Consider the following 22,988-nt stretch of genomic DNA (forward strand, 5'->3'; position numbering starts at 1 on the left):
AAAGAACTTATAAAACGTTATATTGTTTTATAAACAAGCAATTTAATATTTAAGGACAAATTCCTTCAACAAAAAAATCAAAAACAGAACAACAAGGCATGTTTGATAGATTAACCCCCTTAGTAAAAAACCTATTATTAGTAAACGTAATCATACATGTAGTAAGCATGATGTTACCCAGAGAATTTGTTTTCTCTCAGTTTGCGTTTTTTAACCCTTTACTACCAAACACGGCAGATATTATAAACCCAAACTTTAAACCTTGGCAGTTTATATCGTACATGTTTTTACATGGAGGTTTTAATCACCTTTTTAGCAATATGTTTGCTTTGTTTATTTTCGGTCCGGCTCTAGAGGCCTTTATGGGCTCCAAAAAGTTCTTTGTTTATTATATGCTAACTGGTATTGGGGCTGCGTTTTTAAACACTACGCTCAATTTTTATGAAATGAGCCAAATGATGGTTGACTCCGAACAATATTGGAGAGAAGCCGTAACACCAATGGTAGGGGCTTCTGGTGCGATTTTTGGTATATTGATGGCATTCGGTTTTTTGTTTCCAAATGTAGAAATGATGCTTTTGTTTTTTCCGTTTCCGATAAAAGCCAAATACTTTGTAACAATGTACGGTGTATTTGAGTTAATTCAGGGCACCGCAGGACTAGAATCTGGCATCGCCCACTTTGCACATTTAGGCGGATTATTAACCGGTTTTATTTTATTGAAGTTTTTTGGTTTTGGCAAACGATTTTATCATTAAATTCGTACATAATAATATACAATTAAGAAAATGAGAAGTGTCTTTGATGACATATTAAACGCATTTAGAAGAAAAGATAATCAAGTCATGCAGATTATCTTAATAGGACTATTTGTGTTCCTTCTAAAAACCATTTTAGACTTCGCGGTATCTTTTATGCCAGAGCCCGGCGTTTATCTTACTTTTTTACAACAAAACATAATACTCAACTCCAATGCAAAGACTTTTCTAAGTCACCCTTGGACTTTGGTATTTTTCCCTTTTACCCACCACGGAGTTATCGATTTTCTATTTTCGGCATTGGCTTTATATTGGTTCGGTAGTCTTTTAAGTGATTTTTTGGGTGGACGAAAAACATTAGTCATCTATTACTCTGGGGCCATTTTTGCCGCCTTGGCCTTCATTGTTATGCATTATATAGGCAATCTAATGAAAACTACCCCACAGGTTGACTTATATTTATATGGAAGCTCCACGGGTATGTATGCAATCCTTTTTGCTGCTGTTGCACTATTGCCCGATTATGAGATTAGTTTTTTTAGAATATTTATTAAACTAAAATATCTAGCCTTAGCATTCTTATTGCTTTCATTTTTAAACCCAACTAGTGGTTTATTAAATTTAATGGCAGCTACCTTCGGGTATCTACATGTTAAATTTCTGAGAACAGGCTGGAACCTAACTTCGCCTTTAGAATCCCTTATTGACTGGTTTAATGGACTGGGGAAGCCTAAGAAAAAAACGATGCATAAGAGTTTTTATAAAACTACCGTGGGAGGAAACCAAGCCAATATGCAACTAGAAAACGAAGATTTATATCCCAATCAAGAACAAGTTGATTATCTCCTTGATAAAATCAGTGTAGGCGGGTACGACAGTCTTAGCAAAGACGAAAAAAACATTTTGCACAAAGCCAGCCAAAAAAAATAAGGCTAAAACTTAGCCGTAAAATCAAAATATTAGCACTTTACTAAGACAGGTACAAATTTATATTTTATATATTGTACTTTTGCCTACATTTGTTTAGTTATTTTAAACAAAATCAATAAATTTAAAGTTGATTTGAAATAAATAATACATTAGTATGCTTATCAAACAAGGACCACTTCTCAACAATATTCAGTACCCTGAAGACCTCAGAAAACTAAAGCCCGAACAACTACATGAAGTAGCTGAGGAGCTTAGACAATATATCATCGATATGGTGTCGGTTCACGGCGGTCATTTCGGTGCGAGTTTGGGAGTTGTGGAACTTACAGTAGCACTTCACTATGTATTTAACACACCAGATGATCAGCTGATCTGGGATGTGGGGCACCAAGCCTACGGACACAAAATACTTACTGGCAGAAAAGACAACTTTTACAGCAATAGAATTTATGGCGGTATTTCGGGTTTTCCGAAAAGAAAGGAAAGCGAATACGATGCGTTTGGCGTAGGACACTCTTCTACCTCCATATCGGCGGCATTGGGAATGGCCATGGGCTCTATGCACAACAACGAACCCAATAGACAACATATAGCAGTAATAGGCGACGGAGCATTAACAGCTGGTTTGGCATTTGAAGGTATGAATCACGCTGGGTCTATTAAAGACGCTAACATACTGATTATCCTTAACGATAACTGTATGGCCATAGACCCTAATGTGGGAGCCTTGAAAGAATACCTAACGGATATAACCACCTCTCCTACTTACAACAAAGTAAAAGACGATATATGGAATTTGCTTGGCAAAATGAGTCGTTTTGGTAAAAGTGCAAGAGATATAGTAGGCAAAGTAGAAAATGCCATGAAAGGGGCGTTATTAAGTCAAAGCAATTTCTTTGAAGCCCTTAACTTGAGATATTTTGGCCCGATTGATGGACATGATATTGATCACCTAACAGAAGTACTAAAAGACCTAAAAGATATACCAGGACCGAAAATATTACACTGCCTAACCGTTAAAGGCAAAGGTTATGGCCCTGCAGAAGTAGACCAAACCAAATGGCATGCACCAGGCCTGTTTGACAAAGTAACAGGTGAAATCCAGAAAAAAGTAAACGACAAACCTGTAGCCCCTAAGTTTCAGGATGTGTTTGGTCATACGATAGTAGAACTTGCAGAGAAAAATAAGAATATAGTAGGAATAACTCCCGCAATGCCTTCTGGCTCATCGCTCAATATAATGATGAAAGCAATGCCAGACAGGGCGTTTGATGTGGGTATAGCGGAGCAGCATGCAGTTACACTTTCGGCCGGAATGGCAACTAGAGGCCTTGCGGTATACTGCAACATTTACTCTACATTTATGCAAAGAGCCTACGACCAAGTAATACACGATGTATGCTTGCAAGAATTGCCGGTTATTTTCTGTTTAGATAGGGCGGGATTTGCGGGAGCTGATGGTCCAACGCACCACGGAGCATACGACATCGCCTATATGAGGTGTATTCCAAATATGATTGTGGCATCGCCTATAAACGAAGAAGAGCTAAGAAATATGATGTTTTTGGCTCAGTCAGACGAAGTACAAACAGGCAAACAAGCCTTTACGATAAGATACCCAAGAGGAGAAGGCGTGATGCCGGATTGGAGAAAGCCTTTCTCTAAAATAACAATTGGTAAAGGTCAAAAACTTAAAGATGGGGAAGATTTAGCGATATTGAGTTTCGGCCCAATCGGAAACCAAGCTACTTTAGCTATCAAAGACCTTGAAAAAGAAGGCATTTCTACCGCACACTACGACATGCGATTCGCCAAACCACTTGACGAACAAATGCTCCATGAAGTATTCAGAAAATTTGATAAAATCATTACACTTGAAGACGGTTGCCTACAAGGTGGAATCGGATCTGCTGTCTTAGAATTTATGGTAGATCATGGATACACGGCTCAGCTAAAACGCCTTGGAATGCCCGACAGACTAGTAGAGCACGGTGAACAATATCAACTTTATGCAGAATGTGGCTACGACGCAGCCGGAATTTTCAAAACTGCAAAGTCATTGACAAAGAAAGAACTTACTGTAAAATACTAAGTTTAGACGCACTTTAATGGCTTGACAGACCTAGTACGGTAATATTATCACGATATTTGTGCATAATTCTATTGTTCAAATTCTGCTGATGAATATTTTTCGTACTTATAAAAGCAACCTTTTCTTAAATCTCTTACTTGTATACATAGTTTGGGGTAGCACCTACCTAGGTGTCAAAATAGGCATAAAAGAGCTTTCTCCTATGTTTCTGACGAGCCTTCGTTTTTTAGGAGGGGGAGTTTTACTCTTTATATTTACCCTTTTTGTAAGTGGTTTACCGAAATTTAAAGAAGCCAAAGGAAGTATTTTCATCGGAATATTACTTACAGGTTTTGGCACTACGGCAGTTTCCTACGGTATCAAATACATACCTTCGGGTGTAGTAGCACTTTTAGTGGCACTTTTACCTATCTGGACTTTCCTTCTCGACTTTTTTTTCTTTAGCAAAAAAGGCCCAAGTAAACTTGCTGCCAGCGGAATGCTACTCGGACTTTGTGGCGTACTTTTGTTATTTAACCCTTTTAAACAAGGCGACGACGCCGGACTCACACAAGTGTTTCCTATTTTGGTTATATTTTTAGGTTCTATCGCTTGGGGCTTGGGTTCATTGCTCACCACACGCATAACACAGTCAAAAGGATTAACAGGCGTAAGTCTCCAAATGATGGCAGGTGGATTTGTTGCACTTTTGGCTTCTTTTATATTTGAGAATAACCACATCGAATCCTTAAAAAATATTCATCTTGAGACCATCGGGGCATTAACTTATCTGATACTCATTGGTTCATATGTGGGTTACACGGCATATATTTGGTTAATAAATAATGCTCCACCCTTACTGACTTCGTCATACGCCTATGCCAATCCGGTGGTGGCCATGATTTTGGGTTATTACTTAGCAGATGAAGAGTTGAGCACCATGTCAGCAATGGCGGGTGTTTTGATACTAATAGGCGTGGTATTTATGACTTTAGGAAGAAAGAAAAAAGGAGAATTTTAACCTGAATATAAAAATATGATTATACAATCAGTAGGACTTAGGAATTTACCAGAGACAGAGGCATTTCCTTTTAACTTAGACTTAATCAAAAACTTAGAAACCATAAAATTCAGCTCAAATGTAACATTTTTGGTTGGAGAAAACGGATCAGGCAAATCCACACTTTTAGAGGCAATCGCGTATGCATCGAGAGTGCCAACAGCAGGAGGAATATCGATAGAAGACGACCCCCTAATGGAAGCAGCACGGAGCCTAGGAAATATGCTTTCGATACGCTATCAAGACCGAACAAGTGCTGGCTTTTTTACCCGTGCAGAAGACTTTATTGGTTTTGTAAAAAATATCCTTCGAAACTTGGCAGAGATAGACACCGAAATGCAGGAGATAAAAGACACCTGGAATGGAGGCGACCTAAACTTAGCACTTAAGCCATTTTTAGGCGAAAGAAAAGCCATAACCGATCGCTACTCGGAAAACCTCGATGCGATGAGTCACGGCGAAGGATTTCTTAAGTTTTTTATGGCTCGAATAACCGGAAAAGGCCTTTACCTGATAGACGAACCTGAAGCGGCCCTTTCGCCTCAGAGACAGCTTTCGCTTATCTCGCTAATATTAGAAAAAGTAAAAACCGTAGACGCCCAGTTTATAATTGCTACGCACAGCCCACTCATAATGGCCATACCAAACGCCAATATCCTAGAAATAAAAGAAGGGAAGATAAGCCCAATAGCATACAAAGACACCGAACACTACAAACTTACTCGCTCATTTTTAGACAATCCGGAGGTGTTTTTGAGGGAGTTATGAGCGTGGAGCAAATAAGAAATCATAAAAGATGAACAATTCTTCACCCTAAATACCTGTTGCGATACCCAGCAAATGCTGCAAACAGAAGCATAATGAACGTAAATATAAAGCCTAGTGAAAGGGTGTATTGCTCCGAAATAAAACCTATGATTGATGGCCCAGCTAAAAAGCCAACCAAACCGCCCGTGGTTATCATGCCGTAACCTTGCACGGCGGGCACATTCGGAATTTTAGAGGCAGTGGCAAACAAAACCGGCACTATGCAACAGCAGCCAATTCCGGTTAAAATAAAACCAAAAATCACAAGGGGTATTATACTATTGATGGCTACCATCAAAATACCAAAAGCGGCTATCAGGCTACCGTAAATTATTATTTTCTTGTCTCCCAATTTAGGAATAATGATATCGCCGTTTAGTCGGCCTAAAGTCATGGCCACAGAAAAGCCCCCGTAACCCAAACTGATATAGAATAAAGGAGCCAATAGCTCTCTTTTCATATAAATGGAGCTCCAGTCTACAATACTCCCTTCGGTCATGAAAATCACCATACAAATAAACGACAAGCCCAGTATACTTTTGTTTGGCAACTTAAAGCCTGATTTTGAGTGTATAAAATAGTCGTGCTTGAGGTAAAAAGGTCGAAGCGAAAAGACTGTAATGGTAACCAAAACATACATGCCCAATATTTGGTATAAACTTTTGATTTCAAAACCGAAAAGTATGGCCGTGTAAGCTGCTCCAATGGCCCCGCCTATGCTATACATGGCATGACAAGTACTCAAAAACTTTCGATTATATTCATTCTCTAACCGCGAAGCCACCATGTTGTTTGCTACGCCATTTAAAAAACCAAAATAACCCCTCAAAAACAACGCTCCACTAAACCAGATAACATTGGGAGAGTAGACCTCTAAACAAAACAGTGTGCACTGAGCCAAGTTGCCCATGCCGAGCCAGTTTCCAATTTTTATTTTAGAAAAAACAGTGGTAGATGTCAAAACGCCCACAATAGATCCCAATGGGGCAAATAGTAACAAAAGACCCAATTGGGAATCGTTGAGCCCTAGTCGAAGTTTAATAAAAGGCAAAGCAGAGGCCCAAACAGCCACCAACAAACTAGAAGTAGCAAACAAAAAACCAACCGCTACTACGGGTTTTAACCTAAAAAACTGAATGGTATTTCGAAGGAGCATCAGAAATATTTTTCTCTTAAATAAACCGCAAAGGTAAGCGAAATATTAAAGTAAAATAAAATAAAAAAAATGCTAATATTTGGAAAAGAACGCCTCTTTATTTTGTCTTAAACATTAATTTTTAATGATTCGAACTACCTCCTGAAACTCCCTAGTTTTTAGGCGAAGGAAATAAATGTCATTTCTCAACTGACCAAAACTAAGCTCAATCTCAGCCTCTCCAGGTGTAATACCTACGTGAGTTTCCTGAATTACTTCACGGCCTTTTAGGTCAAATAATTGATATGAAACTTCGGACGATAAACTTCTAAACGAAAGCGAAATACGCTCCACAAATGGATTTGGAAAGGCTTTTACTTTTACATTTAAGTCAGGTTCTGTGGCTGTCAAATACCCACACACCGAAGGCGAAACTATCGCGAGTGTTTCGAAGTCTTTGAAAAGTACATTTTTCAATTCTGTATTTTCAGAACAAAACCAATACTTAAGCACTGATGCATATACCGCCCTGAAATCAAACTGCATCGGTATGTTGTCATTATTACTCACCGTGGCAGATATGCTCATTGGCTTACCAAAATACGCCGGATTTACTTTTTCTCCGAAGAAAAACATAGGGGCAGCTGCTCCGTGGTCGGTACCGAGACTGGCATTAGATTTTATACGCCTTCCAAACTCCGAGTAAGTCATACCAAGCACTTTGTTTTGAATACCTAAAAACTTCAAGTCGTCTTGAAAAGCCTTTATGGAATCACTCAAATGAGCCATAAGGTTTGCGTGCGTTCCCGTAGATGTATCCGAAGCATTTGCTTGAGCACTGTGGGTATCAAAACCACCAAGTTTTACGTAATATATCTTGGTTTTTAAGCCCCCTGCTATCAACCTAGCCACCGTCTTTAATTGGGTAGCCAAACTCAAATTTGGGTATTCTTTTTGTTGTTTTACTTTCAAAGCGGCATTTTGAACCGTATCAAAATAGGTGTTCGATTGTTTTGAAATTCGCTTTAAAAAACTCAACTCTTTACTCGCCAAGGCATTTAAAGTAGGCTGGTCAGGATTTTCGAGCAAATCGTAAAAGTTACTTGTATCTGAAATAGACATACCCATGCTATAGATGGGCCCCTGAAGTGCTGTGGTAATTACAGAGCCAATTTGAATTGCAAGCGGATCTGGGTATTTGTCTGAAGGATATCCATTCGGAAAATTTGGATGTTTCAAAGCTAAATATCTCCCTGCCCAACCCGATTCCAATGTTTGGTTTGAGTCCGAAGCTGAATTCCATATATCGGTTGCCTTAAAATGCGAAAAACTAGGATTTGGATAACCTACATCCTGCACAATTCCCCCTTTACCATCTTTCATCAGTTCAGCCAAACCGCTCAATGACGGATGTAGCCCAATTAAGTCAGACTGAGGTATTTTCAGAACTTTGTTTTCGGCAATGGCAATATTGCTACGGGCGTTTTTATAGTTTGCATATTGACTCACCGGAATAACGGTATTTAAGCCGTCATTTCCTCCGGTCAACTGTATCACTACCAAGACGTTATCATTTTCAAGAAGCATAGGACTAATATTCCCCATCCCCCACATACTCTGCTTACCTATCACAAATGGACTAAGAGCTCCCAAAGCCGAATTGCGTATAAAATCTCTTCTTTTCATGTTTAGCTTAATTGAAATTCGGGTAAATCCATCAAATAGGTAATCAGCTTTTTGAGCCTCGTAGTGACCATTGCAAGCGAAGCATTTGTTGGTTTATTTATGGCTTCGTCCCATATTTCTGTCCAATAATAATCAGATGCTTGGCCTTCCAAAAGAATATCTTTCTTAAGGTCAAGCAGTAGTTTGGGCGAAAGTGGCACATGGAAAAACAAAAACACCAACTCTGATATTAAGGCATTGGGATCAGCGGGCTTTTTTAGCTTTTTAGCCATACTAAATGAATCAAACACGATAGCCTGATTATTTCGTTTTAAGCCTTTGGCTATCATATTGTCGGTAAACTTGGCTCGCTCGGGCAGTGTGCTTGCATTAATCCAAATTTCGTGGAAAACAGGTGCTTGGTAATAAGCCGGCCAACCTGCCACATTAGGAGGATCAAGGAGCGACTGTTGACCTTTGTCAGTAACAGCTACTAGGTCGTTTGCCAGTAAATAAGACTCATAAATAAAATTCTGAAACACAGGCCACGACGGTTCCAAGAGCTTCATTGAGCCTACCAAATGATCTACAGGGCTTTTGATAAGGCAACCTCTAAGTTCTAAATCAAAAAAATGCTTACTGGCAAACATCACTTTCAGAACTGGTAAAATTTCGTAGTTACTGTCTTTAAATATTTTGGCCAATGGCACTATAAAATTCTTCTCTACTTCGTCTGTAATGTCATAATAAAAAAAGAAAATATATAACCTCCGCATAATATAAAGACTTACCTCGTTAGTGGCAAATATCATCGTCAGCAGTTCGTCTAATTCATTTTTACCCGCATCGCCAGACTGGCCTTTTATTACTTTATTTCCAAAAAAATCAGAGAAAGTTTTATCGGTAGTATCGTGTTTTGTGGAATCAAAATATGAACTCACTGGCTCTCTAAGCACCCGATAACCCGTTAATACTTTGGCCGCCATTTTTACATCACTTTCGGTATATTTTGAGTTGGGTCCTTTACCTAATGTAAACAGCTCTTGCAGTTCCCTGCCGTAGTTTTCGTCTGGGGCAGTCTTGGTATTTGAGTTACCGTTGAGGTAGAGCAGCATTGCTGGGTCAAGCGTAATTTCTTTAACCATGCTCTTAAAATCTCCCAAGGCATTCTTACGAATCACCTCCAAAAACTTATACCCCATGCGGGCATCTCCATAGGAATTCAATTCTGTTGAAAAATGATTTTGCCAAAACAAGATCATTTTTTCATTTATGGTAGTTTCTTGATTGAGCATTAGCTGCATCCACCAAGCTTTAAGACTTATTTTTCTTCTGGTATTTATTGTGCCGTCGCCATAAGTAGCATTTACCCAGGTTTGACCCAAAGCTACGCCGGTGGTATCTTTGGTTACACTTTCATAATAATTTATGGGCGGAAGTGCCGTCGGGCTCTTTTTAATTATAGCGTCGATAGCCTGCGTCAAGGTGTTACCCGAGAACTGCGTTATATTTTTAGGCGAAAACCCAAAAAGCGTCCTACTAAGCAGGTGTTTAATGGCATCATCGTCGAGTTTTCCTTGAAATTTATCAATAGAAACACTTCCGAAATTCTTCATGTTATAGAGAGTTTTGGCTTAGACGTATTTATGGGTAAATAGTTTAAAAACAGTGCCAAATATAATTCAATGAACTCAAATAAATATAAAATTATTTTTTCTTGAAAAATTAACATTTTGAGTTCAAATAAACATCCAACACATCCTCCTAAAACACAAAAAAAGGCACCAAGTGCCTTTTTTATAAATTTTATATTTTTCAGAAAAAACCTTAAGCCGTAATCTCCACTATATGGTTTTTCTTTCCTTTACCTATTAAAATAAAGCGACCATTTAACAATGAAATTTCCGAAACCGGCATTTTCTCGTCTTTAACTTTTTCTTTATTAATACTCACTGCATTTCCTTGCAATGCTCTTCTAGCCTCTCCTTTCGATGCGTATATTTCATTGTTTGTCAATACCGAAATCAAATCTATCAGGCCTTCACAGGCATCAAAATCGGCTTTCGAAACCGAAGTTTGCGGCACACCATCAAAAACCTGTTGGAAAGTCTTAATATCTAAACTTTGTAAAGTCTCCAAAGTAGCTTTGCCATATAATACTTCCGATGCTTTCACTACTAATTCGTAGGCTTCTTGCCCATGTACCCTTACAGTCACGTCTTTTGCTATGGCTTTCTGCACCGCTCTTAGGTGCGGAGCTTCTGCTTGTTGGGCTTCCAAAGCATTGATTTCTTCCTCTGACAAAAGCGTAAACACCCTAATCAATCGCTTACAGTCTTCGTCTGCTTGGTTTATCCAAAACTGATAAAACTCATACGGCGAAGTCATCTCAGGATCTAACCACACATTTCCAGCCTCTGACTTACCAAACTTGGTGCCGTCTGACTTCGTAACCAAAGGTGTAGTCAATGCATAGGCCGAATATTGAGCGTCTTCGTTGTTATCCGAACCATCGTTTGCTTCTTTTCTTCTGATTAGCTCGGTACCGGTAGTGATATTTCCCCACTGATCCGAACCTCCCATTTGAAGTTTGACACCGCGGTTTTTATACAAATGATAAAAATCGTAACCTTGAAGCAACTGATAGGTAAACTCCGTGTAGGATATTCCAGTCGTAATTCTGTTTTTCACCGAATCTTTTGAGCTCATATAGTTAACCGTCAGGTATTTTCCTACCTCACGCAAAAACTGCAAAAAGCCCATTTCTTTAAACCAGTCATAGTTATTCACCATCTCGGCAGAATTATCACCACAGTCGAAATCCAAAAATTTCTCTAACTGTTTCTTAATTCCATCCTGGTTTTCTCTTAGTATACTTTCATCCAGAAACTGCCTCTCAGCAGCTTTCCCTGACGGGTCGCCCACCATTCCGGTGGCACCACCTACCAAAGCAAACGGCTTATGACCGCTTCTTTGCAAATGCACCAAAAGCATGATTGTGGCCAAGTTTCCGATGTGCAGCGACTTTGCCGTTGGATCAAAACCAATATATGCCGATGTTAATTCTTTTTTGAGTTGCTCTTCCGTACCTGGCATGAGCTGATGGAGCATACCTCTCCACTTTAGTTCTTCTATAAAATCCATGAGAGTAAATTATTTCTTTTTAACGCCAAACTTCTTTTTCCAAAGGTAGTATTCCGAAAAAGTATACGTAAACGAAAGCTGAACGCTTCTGTTTCTGTAGTCAAGTGGCGTAAGTCCTGATTTTGAAGTGGAAACGTTTTTAAGGCCATGTGTGTATCTGATGTTCATACTCACAAGCGAAAACATATCCAACATATTTATTCTGGTGCCAACTACCCAAGAATAATCTCTTGCGGCGTCAGGTCCATAAATAGAAACCCCTTCTTTTTTGTAGCCTTGGTTTAAAGCTAAGCTAAACTCAGGACCAGTCTCAAAGTAAATTCCTTTTAGTGGCGTATAGCCTAACAGTATCGGTGTAGAAAAATACTTATACGAATATTTAGCCGAAGGAGTGGTAAAGGTCCCCCTTTTACCTGATAAATAAACTCGGGCTGGAGGCTAAACTTTTTATAGTTAAATCGTGTAAAAATACCTCCCTGATAGTTAAAAGACACTTTTTTGTCTACGGCTACGGTATCAAAATTGGCTATCCCTGTCACTTGAACACCTACTTTAGGTCCAAACTCAAAAAGCCTCGGAGTGATCTGCCCATACGACTGCGAAGCAATCAATACTATACTAAAAATCTTAAGTGCGTTTTTTATCATTTTATTTAGTTTTTTCTGAAACGCTGGTTTCCGAATAAAAAGTCTGCAAATGTACGAATTTTTAACCCTCAATTTCAGATTAAATAAAAAATCCTGCCTTTTGAAAACCAAAAAAGCAGGATTCTTTAAATATTAAGCCTTCTTATTTTTTCAAACCATATTTTATAGAGAAGTTAACACCTACTCTTTTGTTATTTAACAAACTATTGGTAGACCTAAACGGAAACTCAAAGTACGGATTAACCTGTCCATAGAATCGGCCTTGCTGATACTGCAAACCCATGCCATAAAACAGACTGTTAAAAAACTTCGGCTTGTACGAGTTCTCAAATTTGGCAAAATAAGTCTCGCCAGCAGTTTCGGTTTGATACTTCACTCCTTCTATAACAGACAAGTCAAACTTGGTGCCGGTAGTCACCAAAAACGTCAGTTTGTTTCTCAGTGGTACATAAAAATTAAAGTATAACGGCAATTTTATAATCGAAGTCTCAATTTCAATGTTCTTGATTTTAGGTGGCGGTCCAACGGGGTTGAAATGTTTCACATACCTATCTTCAAATCTATTTCCGGTGTTATTATTAAAATCTTTCGGTAGACCAAATTGCATTTGTCTTCCCTTCGAAATCAACACACCTGAGTTTATACTAAACTTATCGTTTAAAAACACCTCAAGTGTAGGCCCCAAATTAACCCCTCTGTTTCCGGCCATTTCTGCTGACATTCCAAACCTGGCGTTAATTTTCTTCAAAAACGAAGACTCTTTTTTAGGTTCTTGCTCAGGAAAAACTCGCTCAGGCACCACCAATTCTGCCACTTTTGGCGTTTCTGCCTTTGCTGTCTCTTTGGCATTATTTACTTCATTATCTTCATACGAAGTTTTAGGCAATTCCGACTTAGTATAGCTATTGGCACCCTCATTTTTGGGCTGAGCATCGCTCACTTGGTTACTTATTGGGTCTTCATTTTTGGTTCCTTCTGGCGTAGACTTACTGTAAGTCTCTGCTTTAGATGTGGTATTTAGACCTGTATTTTCTGCCTTATTACCTTTAACTTCACTTGTGCTAGCCTTATCACTGATGTTAGCTTTACTTTTCTTAGAGAACACCACCTTACTTTCATCCTCAGTTTTTACACCCGCCTTTTGTGACCCAACACCTTTTCTAAAGGTATTGCTGCGTATAGCGTCAGTGGTATTTTCATTACCTGTAGTGGTTTGCTCTCCATTTTTATTTAAAGCAAAATTTTCGTCCGTATTATATGCCGACGGTCCACGTTGCGTCCTGTCCACGTATACTTTTTGGGTAATTACCTTAGTAACCCAAACAGTATCTGTCTTCTGACTTTGCAGGTATACGGTATCCGTTTTTACTTCTGGCGTTTGAACACTTAGTGTAGAAATCTTATCATTCAGTAATTCGTTTTCTTGTTTTAAATTATGGTAAAAATAGTAAGTTGTCAGCAGTGCCGTAGTGGCTACTCCGCCATATATCCACTGACCGAAGTCTCGAAATAGTGCCACATACCAAGGCACCGGAAGCGACTTTCGCAGCTTTTCCCATGCGGCTTTCTCAAACTCGGGTCGTATAGACTCCAGTTTTTGCCGTATTTTATTATCAAAATTTTGTTCAGACATGATTATCTTGATTTACAGTCTCATCTAAATATCTTTTTACCCACTCTTGCAGTTTCATTCGAGCCTTGGCTAGGTTTGACCGCGAAGTCCCCTCATTTATGCCAAGCATCTCTCCTATTTCAGCATGTGAATATCCCTCCACCACGTTTAGCGAAAACACCATTCGATACGATGGGGGTAATTTTTGTACTAATTCTAAAATTTCCTCTGCAGACAGCCGCTCCAAAAGGTAGTCGTTTTGCTCTAAGTACCGGGCCTCCTGCACATCTATAAAACTCACTTTCGGACTATTTTTTCGGTAATAATCTATACAAGTTCTTACCAAAACCGTCCTAAACCAAGCCTCAAAAGATTGCTTGCGATCGTAAAATGAAATTTTAGCGAAGATTTTCAAAAAACCATCATTAATCATTTCATCTACTTCGTCGCTATTAGCGGCGTACCTCAGACAAATCCTTTTTGCTAAGCCATAGTAATTCTCGAAAAGTTGTTTTTGAGCAGACGCTTTGTTTGCTTCACAACCCTCCAAGACTTTTAGCAGATTAAAAGTTTTATCTTTTTTAAATAACACTAAAACATTTTTTTTTACGAAAGTAGCACATTCTACATTTTTATATACGAAAAACTCAAATTGATTCGTTGCCTACCTTCTGTTATTAATTTATTTTTAATTAAAAACCTCCTATTTATATAGGGCAGCCGGGCAGGCTATCCGCACTCGCTCTTTTTTTTCGGCCAAGGCCAGAACAAAAAAGGAGCTCAAACAATGCTCCTATCCTTGCTGCAACATACCAGATCTAAAAAACCTGACTCAAAAAAAATATTTTTTAAAAAAAACAGAACATCAAGGCAACGAACAAAAAAACAAAGGCGTATAGTATTTTAGAAAGCAACACAATCACATTTTGATTTCAAAACAAAACATTTTTCTATTAATGATTTAACTCTACCTGTAAGCACGCTTACTCTAAAACTTATTTTAAAACTAAAATTTATTAATTTTTATGAAAAATCTAAAATTTTTAATTCTCTCATTATTTGCAATCTCAATCGGTTTCACATCATGCGACAAGTCTGACGTATCACCAAGCACAGACGAGTCAGCATATGTAGACTTTATGTTTTTAGCCACTACTGCCGATAGCTCAAAAACTACCCATAATGGCAAAAAATGCAACCTTACCGAAGTAGCTGTAGCCTCATTGCCAGCGACAATCACGAGTTATGTTAGCACAAACTATGCAGGTGCTACCATAGACAGAGCAGGCACTACCACTGAAGGTAATTATGTACTACATATTGTAAAAGCAGACGGCACTCACGCTGGCTTAATTTTCGATAGCAAAGGTGCATTTGTAGAGGTAAGACAAGGCAAAGGCGGCAAAGGAACCGAAGTGGCTTTGGCAGATCTTCCAGCAGCAATCACGAGCTATATTTCTACTAACTACGCGGGTTCTACTACCGTAAAAGCAATGACTAACCCAGAAGGCAAGTTCGGTGTATTGATAACAAAAGCAGATGCAACCAAACTTATGTTAGGCTTTAACGCTGATGGATCTTTCGTAGGTGAACTATCTATGGACAGGAAAGGTGGAAAAAGAAAAGGCGGAAAAAGAAATTAATAATACCCCAAAATTTGAGCTGCCATCAGAACTGGTGGCGGCTCTTTTATTTATATACACAATCATCATGGAAATTAGAATCTCTCAAACAGACCAATCGCTGAGCGAAAACTCAAGAAGAGTTTATGAGGTCCCTAAAACAGCCATAAAAAAAGGGCTGATTATTCAAATTAAAACAGACGACAATCACCAAATAAAAGTGGTGCTATAAGTCTCATTCGGCTATGAGCGGGATTCATTCCGCTCAAAAATCTCTTCATTCATATTTATTATAGAAGCAATTTCTAGAAAAAAATAATTTCGGTAAAAAAAAGGTTAAATTTGTAATCTAAATAACCCACTTATTTCATTTTTAGGTTTAGTATCAAGAGTTTTAGAACTTAAAATGAGATTTTACATGTATTTACTATTTTGATGAACACCGAAGAATACTCCTTTGAACTAAGCAAAAATCGCTGGTCAAACCCAATTCCACTTGAATTTAAGTTTGCAACCGACGGAACACCCTCAGAAAGCAGAACCGAACTCAGCCTAAGCTACACCGGAAATTTCTTTCATATAGATTTTAACTGCTTTGACAACCCAAACGTTGACGAAAACTATTATAAGGTATCTAACGAGCCACTTTATAACCAAGAGGTTTTTGAGGTTTTTATATCAGGAGGAAGCGAAGACCCAAAGTCATATTTAGAAGTAGAAATAAACCCAAACAATGCGATTTGGGTAGGCGAAATAGACAATCCATCGCTTGGCGAGCAAATGCAAAGCATCAAGCAGATGATTGACCCCAAAGAATCTAAAATAGAACATACGGTAGAAGCCACAAAAGATTCATGGAAAGGCCGTTTGAGTATTCCGTGGGACCTAATCGGTAGAAGCGAAGACAATCAATATCGTATTAATTTTTATCGTGTACGCTCTATTAAAGCTCAACACAACAAAAGAGATTGGGTATGTGATTTAGAAAACTGTGAGTTTCTGTGCTGGAGCCCGACCCTGTCGGGAGAATCGCCGGCGTTTCATAGACCAAAAATGTTTGGTCACATGAAACTAAACGGTTAAAGAAAACCTCACTTACGAGGTTTCCACGAAATTTCGGGTGCATTTTGCTCCTGAGTAATCTTTCTAGAAAGCATAAAAAGATAATCAGAAAGCCTATTTAAATATTGGATTACCAACGGATTTACCTCCTCTTGCTTGGCTAATTTAATTACCTGTCTTTCTGCTCGCCTACAGACCGTGCGGGCCACATGTGCCCACGACACTGCCGGATGACCGCCTGGCAACACAAATGCACGCAAAGGTGGCACTAACTTGTCCATTTCATCCATCAGTTTTTCCAATGCCTCCACGTCTGACTCAAATAAATCGGGTAGTTTTTTCTTGGTATAAGTGGTTTCTGAAGCTAAGTCTGCACCTATAGTAAAGAGTCTGTCCTGAATTTCCTTTAGATCAGCTTGTCTTTGGCTGTTTTCAGGCGAATCTGACAAAACACCTATCCATGCGTTGAGTTCATCAACTGCACCATAAGCTTCTATTTTATCATGATCTTTGCTCAAACGTGTGCCTCCCACCAATGAAGTAGCACCTAAATCTCCTGTTTTTGTATAAATTTTTGACATTTTTTTTGATTAAAAACCTTATGCAAGCCACAAGTGTTCTAACTTTGCGAAATATTTTAAAGATAAATATAAAATAACTCCCTGAGGTATTTCAGGGCATATTATACAATGATAAACATATTCTTTGGATTCTGGAAAAAATTTTCAATTGTACTTTTAGCCATTGTGGTCTTATACTGTTACGCAAGTTTACCCGAATCTATCGCCATTACGCACGATAGCCAAGGCAAGCCTATACGATTTATAGACAAACAAGTCTATTTTTATGTGGCAAGTGCAGTTGGTTTTCTATTCAATTTATTAATGACGCTTTTGGGCAACCAACTTCAAAAAGCCGAATTTTCTAAAATATTCCCAAACAGCGAATGGGCTCAAAAGCCCCTGGCACTAAGAGAACTTTTAAGAGGATGGCAAAGTGCGTTTGTTGCAATCATTAACACGTTTTTGATTTTTGCTATTTTGGGACTAAACAATATCAACGCAGGCAAAAACCAAACGTTAGATTTTAACTACAATTGGATGTTACTATTAGGCGGAGCCTTATTGATGATATTGATATTTGTAGTGCCTCTTCGTTTATTATTTTCTACCCCTAGAAACATAGAAGACTAATGGCTGACTTTAAGGCTATTGATATAAAAACCTACACCTACGAGCTCACAGACGACCGAATAGCCAAAAAGCCCGTAGAACCTCGCGATAGTTCAAAACTTTTGGTCTATCAAAATGGTGAAGTTAAACATCAGCAGTTTACAGACCTTTCCGACTTTTTACCTTCAAATAGTACCTTGGTATTTAATGACACCAAGGTTATTCCCGCACGTTTGCATTTTTCTAGAAGCACAGGAGCCCTCATTGAAGTATTTTTGCTTAACCCAATGTTGCCAAGCTCGGTTATGGCAGTGGCCATGGAAGCAAAAAACACCGCAGTGTGGAAATGCGTAGTAGGAAACAAGAAAAAATGGAAAACAGACGAAGTACTTACCATAAGCCATCAAATTTCTGATCAAGAAATCACACTTTCGGTTTCGTGGGAAAACCAAGACGAGAATCGAGTAAGGTTTAGGTGGAATTCAAACCTGCAGTTTTCAGAAATAATTGAAGAATTTGGCAAAATACCGCTTCCCCCTTATCTAAATAGAGCAGCCGAAAATTCGGATATAGAAGACTACCAAACGGTTTATTCCAAAATAGAAGGTGCTGTGGCAGCCCCCACCGCAGGCCTACACTTTACCGACAGCGTGCTTAACAAAATAGCCGCGAAAGGCATAAAAAACGTATACATTACGCTCCATGTGGGTGCAGGTACATTTATGCCCGTCAAACACGAAAATGCCTTGGAACACCCCATGCATAATGAGCAGTTGGTATTTACAAAGGAGGCTATTCAAGGCTTAATTGAAAACATTGATTCGTTAATACCCGTAGGCACTACTTCTATGCGTTCGCTTGAGAGTTTGTATTGGTACGGCGTAAAACTGATTCAAAACCCGGGCAGTGAGTTTTTTATTGAAAAACTATTTCCCTACGAAGATCAAATATTACCAACCTCAAAAGAAGCACTTGAAGCTGTCTTGGCTAAATTTGACGGACAAAACACCCTAGTGGGCCAAACCGAAATTTTGATTTTCCCTGGATACGAATTTAAACTTTGCAAAGGATTGGTTACGAATTTCCACCAACCGCAATCTACCTTATTATTATTGGTAGCGGCTTTGGTTGGCGAACCCAAATGGAAAGAAATATACCAAGAAGCCTTGCAAAATGACTATAGATTTTTGAGCTTTGGCGACTCTAGCCTTTTAATTCCTGGGTGATTTTTTTTACCAAAAAAAAGAAGAAATATGAAAAAGATAGGTGTTTTAATAATTTCTTTAGCGTTTACAGCTTGTGGCAATGTGCAACGAGTAGATACCGCCGCAGTGAAACAAAAAATGGGCGATTATAAAATAAAAAAAATCAACCAAGAAGAAATTCAAAATCAAGTTAATTTACTTGGCAGCAGCTACGCAAAAGCCATTGCTCAAACCAATGTGTGCGACAGCACTCTTGCGATAAAAGAAGCAAATACAGTTACATTACTTAACAACGAAGAACTAAGTAAAGGATTGAACCTTACGGGAAAGGCAAAGGAAACCATGGAAGCACTCAGCTATGGTGTTACACACGGCGAAGACATTGGCTTAAATACCCAAAGGATAAACGACACCACGTATATGTTTTCGTTTAGCTTAACCAACCTAAAGCCCGAACTGAACCCATGTAAAAAGACAATCGGCTTGGTGTTTTTCGAAAAAGCAAAAATAATAAAGTCACTTTAAGCCCTCTAAAACAGAAGCAAAATTTATAATTCTGTAATTTTTCAATTACTTTTTTGGCATATTTATTGATTTTTCAACTTAAATGGTTGTAAATTCGCAGCTTGTTAATGAAGAAAAAGAATATCATATCGAGTTTTTTTAGCGTCATGCTTCTCATATCTGTGTTTTCGGCACATGTTATGGGAAATCTGTATGTACAGCCTGAAGTAACAAAAAAAGCCAAAGCAGACACTGAGAAGCAGCAAGAGCAGCCTCAACTGCAGCAACTTAGTCATGAAATAGTAGTTCCTACGTTTGATTTTCATTTTGGCGAAATCACTTTTCAAGGATTTAATAATCTTGTCATATTTTATGCAGAATGTGTCCCAGGCACTATAATTCAGCAGTTTGTTTATCATCATTCTTTCTTTGATAAACTATTTGAGCATCATATTGCCATAAATGCCCCTTGAGGCACCTTCTCTTCGTACTTTTTAATTCTTAATCATTTTATATTTATTTAAAAAAATTAGACACACGTCAATTTTGTGTGCTACCCTATAATAAATTTCTCTGAAGGGGCAGAGAGTAAATTATTCATATGAAAAATAAAGGTGGAATATTAGCACTTTTAATCACTTTTGTACTCATAAGTGGTTACTACCTGATCAGAACTTGGAAAGTAAACCAGATCAGAAAAGAAGCTTCTGCATTTGCACTTGGAAAAGATGGCAACGTAGATACAGCAAAAAAACAAAGGTATTTGGACTCACTTTGGAAACAAGACGTATTCTTGGGTTCATCGCTTGAAGACCTTACCAAACAAGAACTTGGACTTGGTCTTGACCTTCAAGGAGGTATGCACGTAATCTTAGAGGTTTCTCCAACCGAAATCGTAAGAACACTTGCAGCTGGATCGCGTGACCCGAGAATCGGCCAAGCAATAGCTAAAGCAAAAGAACTATCAGTAACGAGTAGTTCAAATTTTGTAGACCTATTTGTAGGAGAGTACAAAAAATTAGCTCCAGACGTTAAGTTAGCTTCTGTATTTTCAACTACCTCAAACCGTGACGTACTAAACCTAACATCGAGCGATGCTGAGGTTATTCGTTATATCAAATCTGAAGTAGACGGAGCATTTGATAGATCATTTAGAGTTATCCAAACCCGTGTTGATAAATTCGGAGTTGCTAACCCTAACCTGTCTCGTATACCAGGAACAAACCGTATTCAGGTTGAGCTTCCGGGTATTGATAACCCTGAGCGTGTTCGTAAATTATTATCAGGAGCTGCAAAACTACAGTTTTGTGAAGTATTTTCTATCCAAGAAATCGGACCATCACTTGATGCTTTCTATGGTGTTTTAAACAAAATAGAAATTGAAGAGAAGCTTGCAAAAGGTCTAAGCAGTGCAAACAAGAAAGATACTACTTCGAGTGCTTTGGCTTCGGCTCTAAAAAGCACAAGTGATTCATCTAAAACAGATTCACTTAACCGTTCAAACAGCTTGACAAACATGTTGATCATGGGTCAAAATGGAGAAATGAACATTCGTACAAAAGATACTGTAAGATTCAACGGACTTCTTAGAAGACCAGACGTTCAGAATCTTTTCCCTGCTAACCTTTCGTTTATGTATGACGTAAGTCCAGTTGTAAACGAAACTACGAAAGAAGAATTTGTGGCTATCTACCCAGTTAAAGACGCAGGAAACGCTCCATTAGAAGGAGACGTGATCACAAACGCAAAGCAAGACTATGACCCTACTACTGGTAAGCCAGATGTAAGTATGCAAATGAATGCTTTGGGTGCTAGAAAATGGAAAGCCCTTACAGGAGCAAACGTAGGCAGAAGAATCGCGATATTACTAGATAACTACGTATACTCTGCACCAAACGTAAACGGTGAGATTGCAGGTGGTAACTCAAGTATCTCAGGTGGATTTAGCATAGAGCAAGCAACTGACCTTGCAAACGTATTGAAAGCAGGTAAATTACCAGCTCCAACTAACATTATTGAAGAAGCCGTAGTAGGTGCATCAGTAGGTTCAGAGGCTTTAAATGCCGGTGTTATATCTTCATTAGTAGGTTTATTGGCTGTGTTATTATTTGTATTGATTTACTATAGCCAAGCAGGTTGGATAGCTAACGCCGCTCTATTGGTGAACTTAATATTGCTTCTTGGAGTAATGGCTTCGTTTGGAGCTACTATGACTTTACCTGGTATTGCAGGTCTTGTACTTTCGGTAGGTATGTCGGTTGATGCCAACGTACTAATTTATGAGCGAGTAAAAGAAGAACTTGCAGCTGGCAAAAGTTTTATAACGGCTATTGCAGAAGGTTTCAGAAACGCCATGCCTTCTATCATTGACTCTAACGTAACTACTTTAATTACGGGTATTATCCTTTTTATATTCGGAACAGGTTTAGTTAAAGGATTTGCTACTACGTTATTGATTGGTATATTCACTTCGTTATTCTGTGCGGTATTTGTATCTCGTTTGATATTTGATTATTTCATCAAAAAAGGAAAAACTGTAAACTTCAAAACAGCTTGGACTGAGAAACTTTTCAACGATTCGAACATCGACTTTATCAAAAAACGTAAAGTATTCTATTCTATCTCTGCTATCATCATCATTGCTGGAGCTATCTCTATCGGTGTAAAAGGATTTGGATTAGGAGTAGATTTCAAAGGTGGACGTACATACGTAGCACGTTTTGAGAAAACAGTTAAAACTGAAGACGTAAGAGCAGCGGTGGAAAAAGCATTTGCGGGTGCTGCTGTAGAGGTTAAAACATTTGGTGGATTTGACCAAGTGAAAATCACTTCAGCTTTCAAAATTGAAAACACTGAGCCAGAAGTAGAAGAAACAATCAAAACAGACCTAAACGCTGCATTGAGCTCGATACCTGGAAACAAGGGAACGGTAATGTCATCATCAAAAGTAGGTCCTACTATTGCCAATGACACCATCTGGTCATCTTTAAAAGCCATCCTTTACTCAATCTTGCTAACATTCCTTTATATCTATATCAGATTTAGAAGTGTAGCCTTTGGTTTTGGTGCGGTAATGGCCCTATTGCATGACGTACTAGTGATTTTAGGTATATTCTCGTTACTAAACGGTTTATTGCCATTCTCACTTGATATCGACCAAGCATTTGTGGGTGCAGTGTTAACTTTGATGGGTTACTCTATGAACGATACAGTCGTTGTATTTGACCGTATCAGAGAGTATCTAAGCGAAAAAGGTGCTAAAAAAGAGCCAATAGAAACAACAATTAACAACGCCCTAAACAGCACGTTAAGTCGTACAGCTGTAACAGGTGTGGCTACGTTATTGGTACTATTGATCTTGTTAGTATTTGGTGGAGAAACCATTAGAGGATTTATCTTCTGTATGTTCTTAGGTGTAATAGTAGGTACGTACTCGTCGCTATTTATTGCGGCTCCTATCGTAGTAGATGCTATGCAACGTAGATTAGAATCAGAAGGTGACGCTTTAAAAGTAGCTCCTGCTGTAGATAAAAAATAAGGTTTTATCAAACCTATAAAATATGAAGAAAGGCTAGCCATTGCGGTTAGCCTTTT

The 22,988-nt window shown here is 38.5% G+C and carries 22 protein-coding genes; 13 read left to right on the forward strand and 9 right to left on the reverse strand.

Annotated features, from left to right (window positions below):
• Positions 1 to 98: 98 nt before the first annotated feature.
• The 5 genes from ACFOOI_RS09770 to ACFOOI_RS09790 all read left to right on the forward strand — a co-directional run bounded on the left by ACFOOI_RS09770 (position 99) and on the right by ACFOOI_RS09790 (position 5,587).
• Positions 99 to 758 carry a rhomboid family intramembrane serine protease gene (locus tag ACFOOI_RS09770; RefSeq protein WP_379837493.1) on the forward strand — a complete coding sequence of 220 codons (660 nt, stop codon included), beginning with the start codon at positions 99 to 101 and terminating at the stop codon, positions 756 to 758.
• A gap of 30 nt (positions 759 to 788) precedes the next feature.
• Complete coding sequence (locus ACFOOI_RS09775) at positions 789 to 1,688, forward strand: rhomboid family intramembrane serine protease (protein ID WP_379837495.1); 900 nt, start codon at positions 789 to 791, stop codon at positions 1,686 to 1,688.
• A 154-nt stretch (positions 1,689 to 1,842) separates the two neighbouring features.
• The gene (gene dxs, locus ACFOOI_RS09780; protein WP_379837497.1) at positions 1,843 to 3,780 is read left to right on the forward strand and encodes a 1-deoxy-D-xylulose-5-phosphate synthase; all 1,938 of its coding nucleotides are present in this window, start codon (positions 1,843 to 1,845) and stop codon (positions 3,778 to 3,780) included.
• Positions 3,781 to 3,868: 88 nt separating this feature from the next.
• A complete protein-coding gene (locus ACFOOI_RS09785; protein WP_379837499.1) occupies positions 3,869 to 4,780 on the forward strand; it encodes an EamA family transporter in 912 nt (303 codons plus the stop codon).
• A gap of 15 nt (positions 4,781 to 4,795) precedes the next feature.
• Positions 4,796 to 5,587, forward strand: a complete 792-nt coding sequence (locus ACFOOI_RS09790; RefSeq protein WP_379837501.1) for an AAA family ATPase — start codon at positions 4,796 to 4,798, stop codon at positions 5,585 to 5,587.
• Positions 5,588 to 5,627: 40 nt separating this feature from the next.
• On the opposite strand, the gene ACFOOI_RS09795 is transcribed toward ACFOOI_RS09790, so the two are convergent.
• The 8 genes from ACFOOI_RS09795 to ACFOOI_RS09830 form a co-directional block, all read right to left on the reverse strand.
• Positions 5,628 to 6,782 carry an MFS transporter gene (locus tag ACFOOI_RS09795; protein ID WP_379837503.1) on the reverse strand — a complete coding sequence of 385 codons (1,155 nt, stop codon included), beginning with the start codon at positions 6,780 to 6,782 and terminating at the stop codon, positions 5,628 to 5,630.
• Positions 6,783 to 6,896: 114 nt separating this feature from the next.
• The gene (locus tag ACFOOI_RS09800; protein WP_379837505.1) at positions 6,897 to 8,447 is read right to left on the reverse strand and encodes a DUF1501 domain-containing protein; all 1,551 of its coding nucleotides are present in this window, start codon (positions 8,445 to 8,447) and stop codon (positions 6,897 to 6,899) included.
• A gap of 2 nt (positions 8,448 to 8,449) precedes the next feature.
• Positions 8,450 to 10,042 carry a DUF1800 domain-containing protein gene (locus tag ACFOOI_RS09805; protein ID WP_379837507.1) on the reverse strand — a complete coding sequence of 531 codons (1,593 nt, stop codon included), beginning with the start codon at positions 10,040 to 10,042 and terminating at the stop codon, positions 8,450 to 8,452.
• Positions 10,043 to 10,253: 211 nt separating this feature from the next.
• Positions 10,254 to 11,570 (reverse strand): tyrosine--tRNA ligase, encoded by a 1,317-nt coding sequence (gene tyrS, locus ACFOOI_RS09810; protein WP_379837509.1) that lies wholly within the window; start codon positions 11,568 to 11,570, stop codon positions 10,254 to 10,256.
• A gap of 9 nt (positions 11,571 to 11,579) precedes the next feature.
• Entirely contained in the window at positions 11,580 to 11,765 is a 186-nt protein-coding gene (locus tag ACFOOI_RS09815; RefSeq protein ID WP_379837511.1) for a hypothetical protein, read from the reverse strand.
• A 146-nt stretch (positions 11,766 to 11,911) separates the two neighbouring features.
• Positions 11,912 to 12,217: a hypothetical protein gene (locus tag ACFOOI_RS09820; RefSeq protein WP_379837513.1), complete on the reverse strand. Its 306-nt coding sequence runs from the start codon at positions 12,215 to 12,217 to the stop codon at positions 11,912 to 11,914.
• A gap of 142 nt (positions 12,218 to 12,359) precedes the next feature.
• A complete protein-coding gene (locus ACFOOI_RS09825; RefSeq protein WP_379837515.1) occupies positions 12,360 to 13,850 on the reverse strand; it encodes a hypothetical protein in 1,491 nt (496 codons plus the stop codon).
• Complete coding sequence (locus tag ACFOOI_RS09830) at positions 13,843 to 14,421, reverse strand: RNA polymerase sigma factor (RefSeq protein WP_379837516.1); 579 nt, start codon at positions 14,419 to 14,421, stop codon at positions 13,843 to 13,845. The genes ACFOOI_RS09825 and ACFOOI_RS09830 overlap by 8 nt, the downstream gene beginning before the upstream one ends.
• Before the next feature lie 433 nt (positions 14,422 to 14,854).
• Between ACFOOI_RS09830 and ACFOOI_RS09835 the strand changes: the two genes are divergently transcribed.
• The 3 genes from ACFOOI_RS09835 (at position 14,855) to ACFOOI_RS09845 (ending at position 16,534) form a co-directional block, all read left to right on the forward strand.
• A complete protein-coding gene (locus ACFOOI_RS09835; protein WP_379837518.1) occupies positions 14,855 to 15,472 on the forward strand; it encodes a PepSY-like domain-containing protein in 618 nt (205 codons plus the stop codon).
• A gap of 67 nt (positions 15,473 to 15,539) precedes the next feature.
• On the forward strand, positions 15,540 to 15,683 hold the full coding sequence (locus tag ACFOOI_RS09840; protein WP_379837520.1) for a hypothetical protein: 144 nt from the start codon (positions 15,540 to 15,542) through the stop codon (positions 15,681 to 15,683).
• A 203-nt stretch (positions 15,684 to 15,886) separates the two neighbouring features.
• Positions 15,887 to 16,534 carry a carbohydrate-binding family 9-like protein gene (locus ACFOOI_RS09845; RefSeq protein WP_379837522.1) on the forward strand — a complete coding sequence of 216 codons (648 nt, stop codon included), beginning with the start codon at positions 15,887 to 15,889 and terminating at the stop codon, positions 16,532 to 16,534.
• Positions 16,535 to 16,542: 8 nt separating this feature from the next.
• Here the strand turns inward: ACFOOI_RS09845 and ACFOOI_RS09850 are convergent, their stop codons facing one another.
• Positions 16,543 to 17,094 carry a cob(I)yrinic acid a,c-diamide adenosyltransferase gene (locus tag ACFOOI_RS09850; protein ID WP_379837524.1) on the reverse strand — a complete coding sequence of 184 codons (552 nt, stop codon included), beginning with the start codon at positions 17,092 to 17,094 and terminating at the stop codon, positions 16,543 to 16,545.
• 108 nt (positions 17,095 to 17,202) lie between these two features.
• On the opposite strand from ACFOOI_RS09850, the gene ACFOOI_RS09855 reads away from it, so the two are divergent.
• The 5 genes from ACFOOI_RS09855 to secDF all read left to right on the forward strand — a co-directional run bounded on the left by ACFOOI_RS09855 (position 17,203) and on the right by secDF (position 22,932).
• Positions 17,203 to 17,706, forward strand: a complete 504-nt coding sequence (locus ACFOOI_RS09855; protein WP_379837526.1) for a hypothetical protein — start codon at positions 17,203 to 17,205, stop codon at positions 17,704 to 17,706.
• Positions 17,706 to 18,911: an S-adenosylmethionine:tRNA ribosyltransferase-isomerase gene (locus ACFOOI_RS09860; protein ID WP_379837528.1), complete on the forward strand. Its 1,206-nt coding sequence runs from the start codon at positions 17,706 to 17,708 to the stop codon at positions 18,909 to 18,911. The genes ACFOOI_RS09855 and ACFOOI_RS09860 overlap by 1 nt, the downstream gene beginning before the upstream one ends.
• A 27-nt stretch (positions 18,912 to 18,938) precedes the next feature.
• Positions 18,939 to 19,415 (forward strand): hypothetical protein, encoded by a 477-nt coding sequence (locus ACFOOI_RS09865; RefSeq protein WP_379837530.1) that lies wholly within the window; start codon positions 18,939 to 18,941, stop codon positions 19,413 to 19,415.
• Between the two features lie 107 nt (positions 19,416 to 19,522).
• A complete protein-coding gene (locus ACFOOI_RS09870; RefSeq protein ID WP_379837532.1) occupies positions 19,523 to 19,867 on the forward strand; it encodes a hypothetical protein in 345 nt (114 codons plus the stop codon).
• A 128-nt stretch (positions 19,868 to 19,995) separates the two neighbouring features.
• Positions 19,996 to 22,932: a protein translocase subunit SecDF gene (secDF, locus tag ACFOOI_RS09875; protein ID WP_379837534.1), complete on the forward strand. Its 2,937-nt coding sequence runs from the start codon at positions 19,996 to 19,998 to the stop codon at positions 22,930 to 22,932.
• The last annotated feature ends 56 nt before the right edge of the window (positions 22,933 to 22,988 follow it).

It is taken from the genome of Lacihabitans lacunae (assembly GCF_042649125.1).
GTDB classification, from domain to species: Bacteria; Bacteroidota; Bacteroidia; order Cytophagales; family Spirosomataceae; genus Leadbetterella; species Leadbetterella lacunae.

Bases quoted from the DNA above. Each gene is read 5' to 3' on its own strand.
- ACFOOI_RS09815 (WP_379837511.1), bottom strand. From the start codon at position 11,765: ATGTTGGATATGTTTTCGCTTGTGAGTATGAACATCAGATACACACAT.
- ACFOOI_RS09840 (WP_379837520.1), top strand. From the start codon at position 15,540: ATGGAAATTAGAATCTCTCAAACAGACCAATCGCTGAGCGAAAACTCA.
- ACFOOI_RS09790 (WP_379837501.1), top strand. From the start codon at position 4,796: ATGATTATACAATCAGTAGGACTTAGGAATTTACCAGAGACAGAGGCA.
- dxs (WP_379837497.1), top strand. From the start codon at position 1,843: ATGCTTATCAAACAAGGACCACTTCTCAACAATATTCAGTACCCTGAA.
- ACFOOI_RS09820 (WP_379837513.1), bottom strand. From the start codon at position 12,217: ATGATAAAAAACGCACTTAAGATTTTTAGTATAGTATTGATTGCTTCG.
- ACFOOI_RS09835 (WP_379837518.1), top strand. From the start codon at position 14,855: ATGAAAAATCTAAAATTTTTAATTCTCTCATTATTTGCAATCTCAATC.
- ACFOOI_RS09825 (WP_379837515.1), bottom strand. From the start codon at position 13,850: ATGTCTGAACAAAATTTTGATAATAAAATACGGCAAAAACTGGAGTCT.
- ACFOOI_RS09855 (WP_379837526.1), top strand. From the start codon at position 17,203: ATGATAAACATATTCTTTGGATTCTGGAAAAAATTTTCAATTGTACTT.
- ACFOOI_RS09860 (WP_379837528.1), top strand. From the start codon at position 17,706: ATGGCTGACTTTAAGGCTATTGATATAAAAACCTACACCTACGAGCTC.
- secDF (WP_379837534.1), top strand. From the start codon at position 19,996: ATGAAAAATAAAGGTGGAATATTAGCACTTTTAATCACTTTTGTACTC.
- ACFOOI_RS09795 (WP_379837503.1), bottom strand. From the start codon at position 6,782: ATGCTCCTTCGAAATACCATTCAGTTTTTTAGGTTAAAACCCGTAGTA.
- ACFOOI_RS09785 (WP_379837499.1), top strand. From the start codon at position 3,869: ATGAATATTTTTCGTACTTATAAAAGCAACCTTTTCTTAAATCTCTTA.
- ACFOOI_RS09870 (WP_379837532.1), top strand. From the start codon at position 19,523: ATGAAGAAAAAGAATATCATATCGAGTTTTTTTAGCGTCATGCTTCTC.
- ACFOOI_RS09770 (WP_379837493.1), top strand. From the start codon at position 99: ATGTTTGATAGATTAACCCCCTTAGTAAAAAACCTATTATTAGTAAAC.
- ACFOOI_RS09800 (WP_379837505.1), bottom strand. From the start codon at position 8,447: ATGAAAAGAAGAGATTTTATACGCAATTCGGCTTTGGGAGCTCTTAGT.
- ACFOOI_RS09850 (WP_379837524.1), bottom strand. From the start codon at position 17,094: ATGTCAAAAATTTATACAAAAACAGGAGATTTAGGTGCTACTTCATTG.
- ACFOOI_RS09805 (WP_379837507.1), bottom strand. From the start codon at position 10,042: ATGAAGAATTTCGGAAGTGTTTCTATTGATAAATTTCAAGGAAAACTC.
- ACFOOI_RS09865 (WP_379837530.1), top strand. From the start codon at position 18,939: ATGAAAAAGATAGGTGTTTTAATAATTTCTTTAGCGTTTACAGCTTGT.
- ACFOOI_RS09845 (WP_379837522.1), top strand. From the start codon at position 15,887: ATGAACACCGAAGAATACTCCTTTGAACTAAGCAAAAATCGCTGGTCA.
- tyrS (WP_379837509.1), bottom strand. From the start codon at position 11,570: ATGGATTTTATAGAAGAACTAAAGTGGAGAGGTATGCTCCATCAGCTC.
- ACFOOI_RS09775 (WP_379837495.1), top strand. From the start codon at position 789: ATGAGAAGTGTCTTTGATGACATATTAAACGCATTTAGAAGAAAAGAT.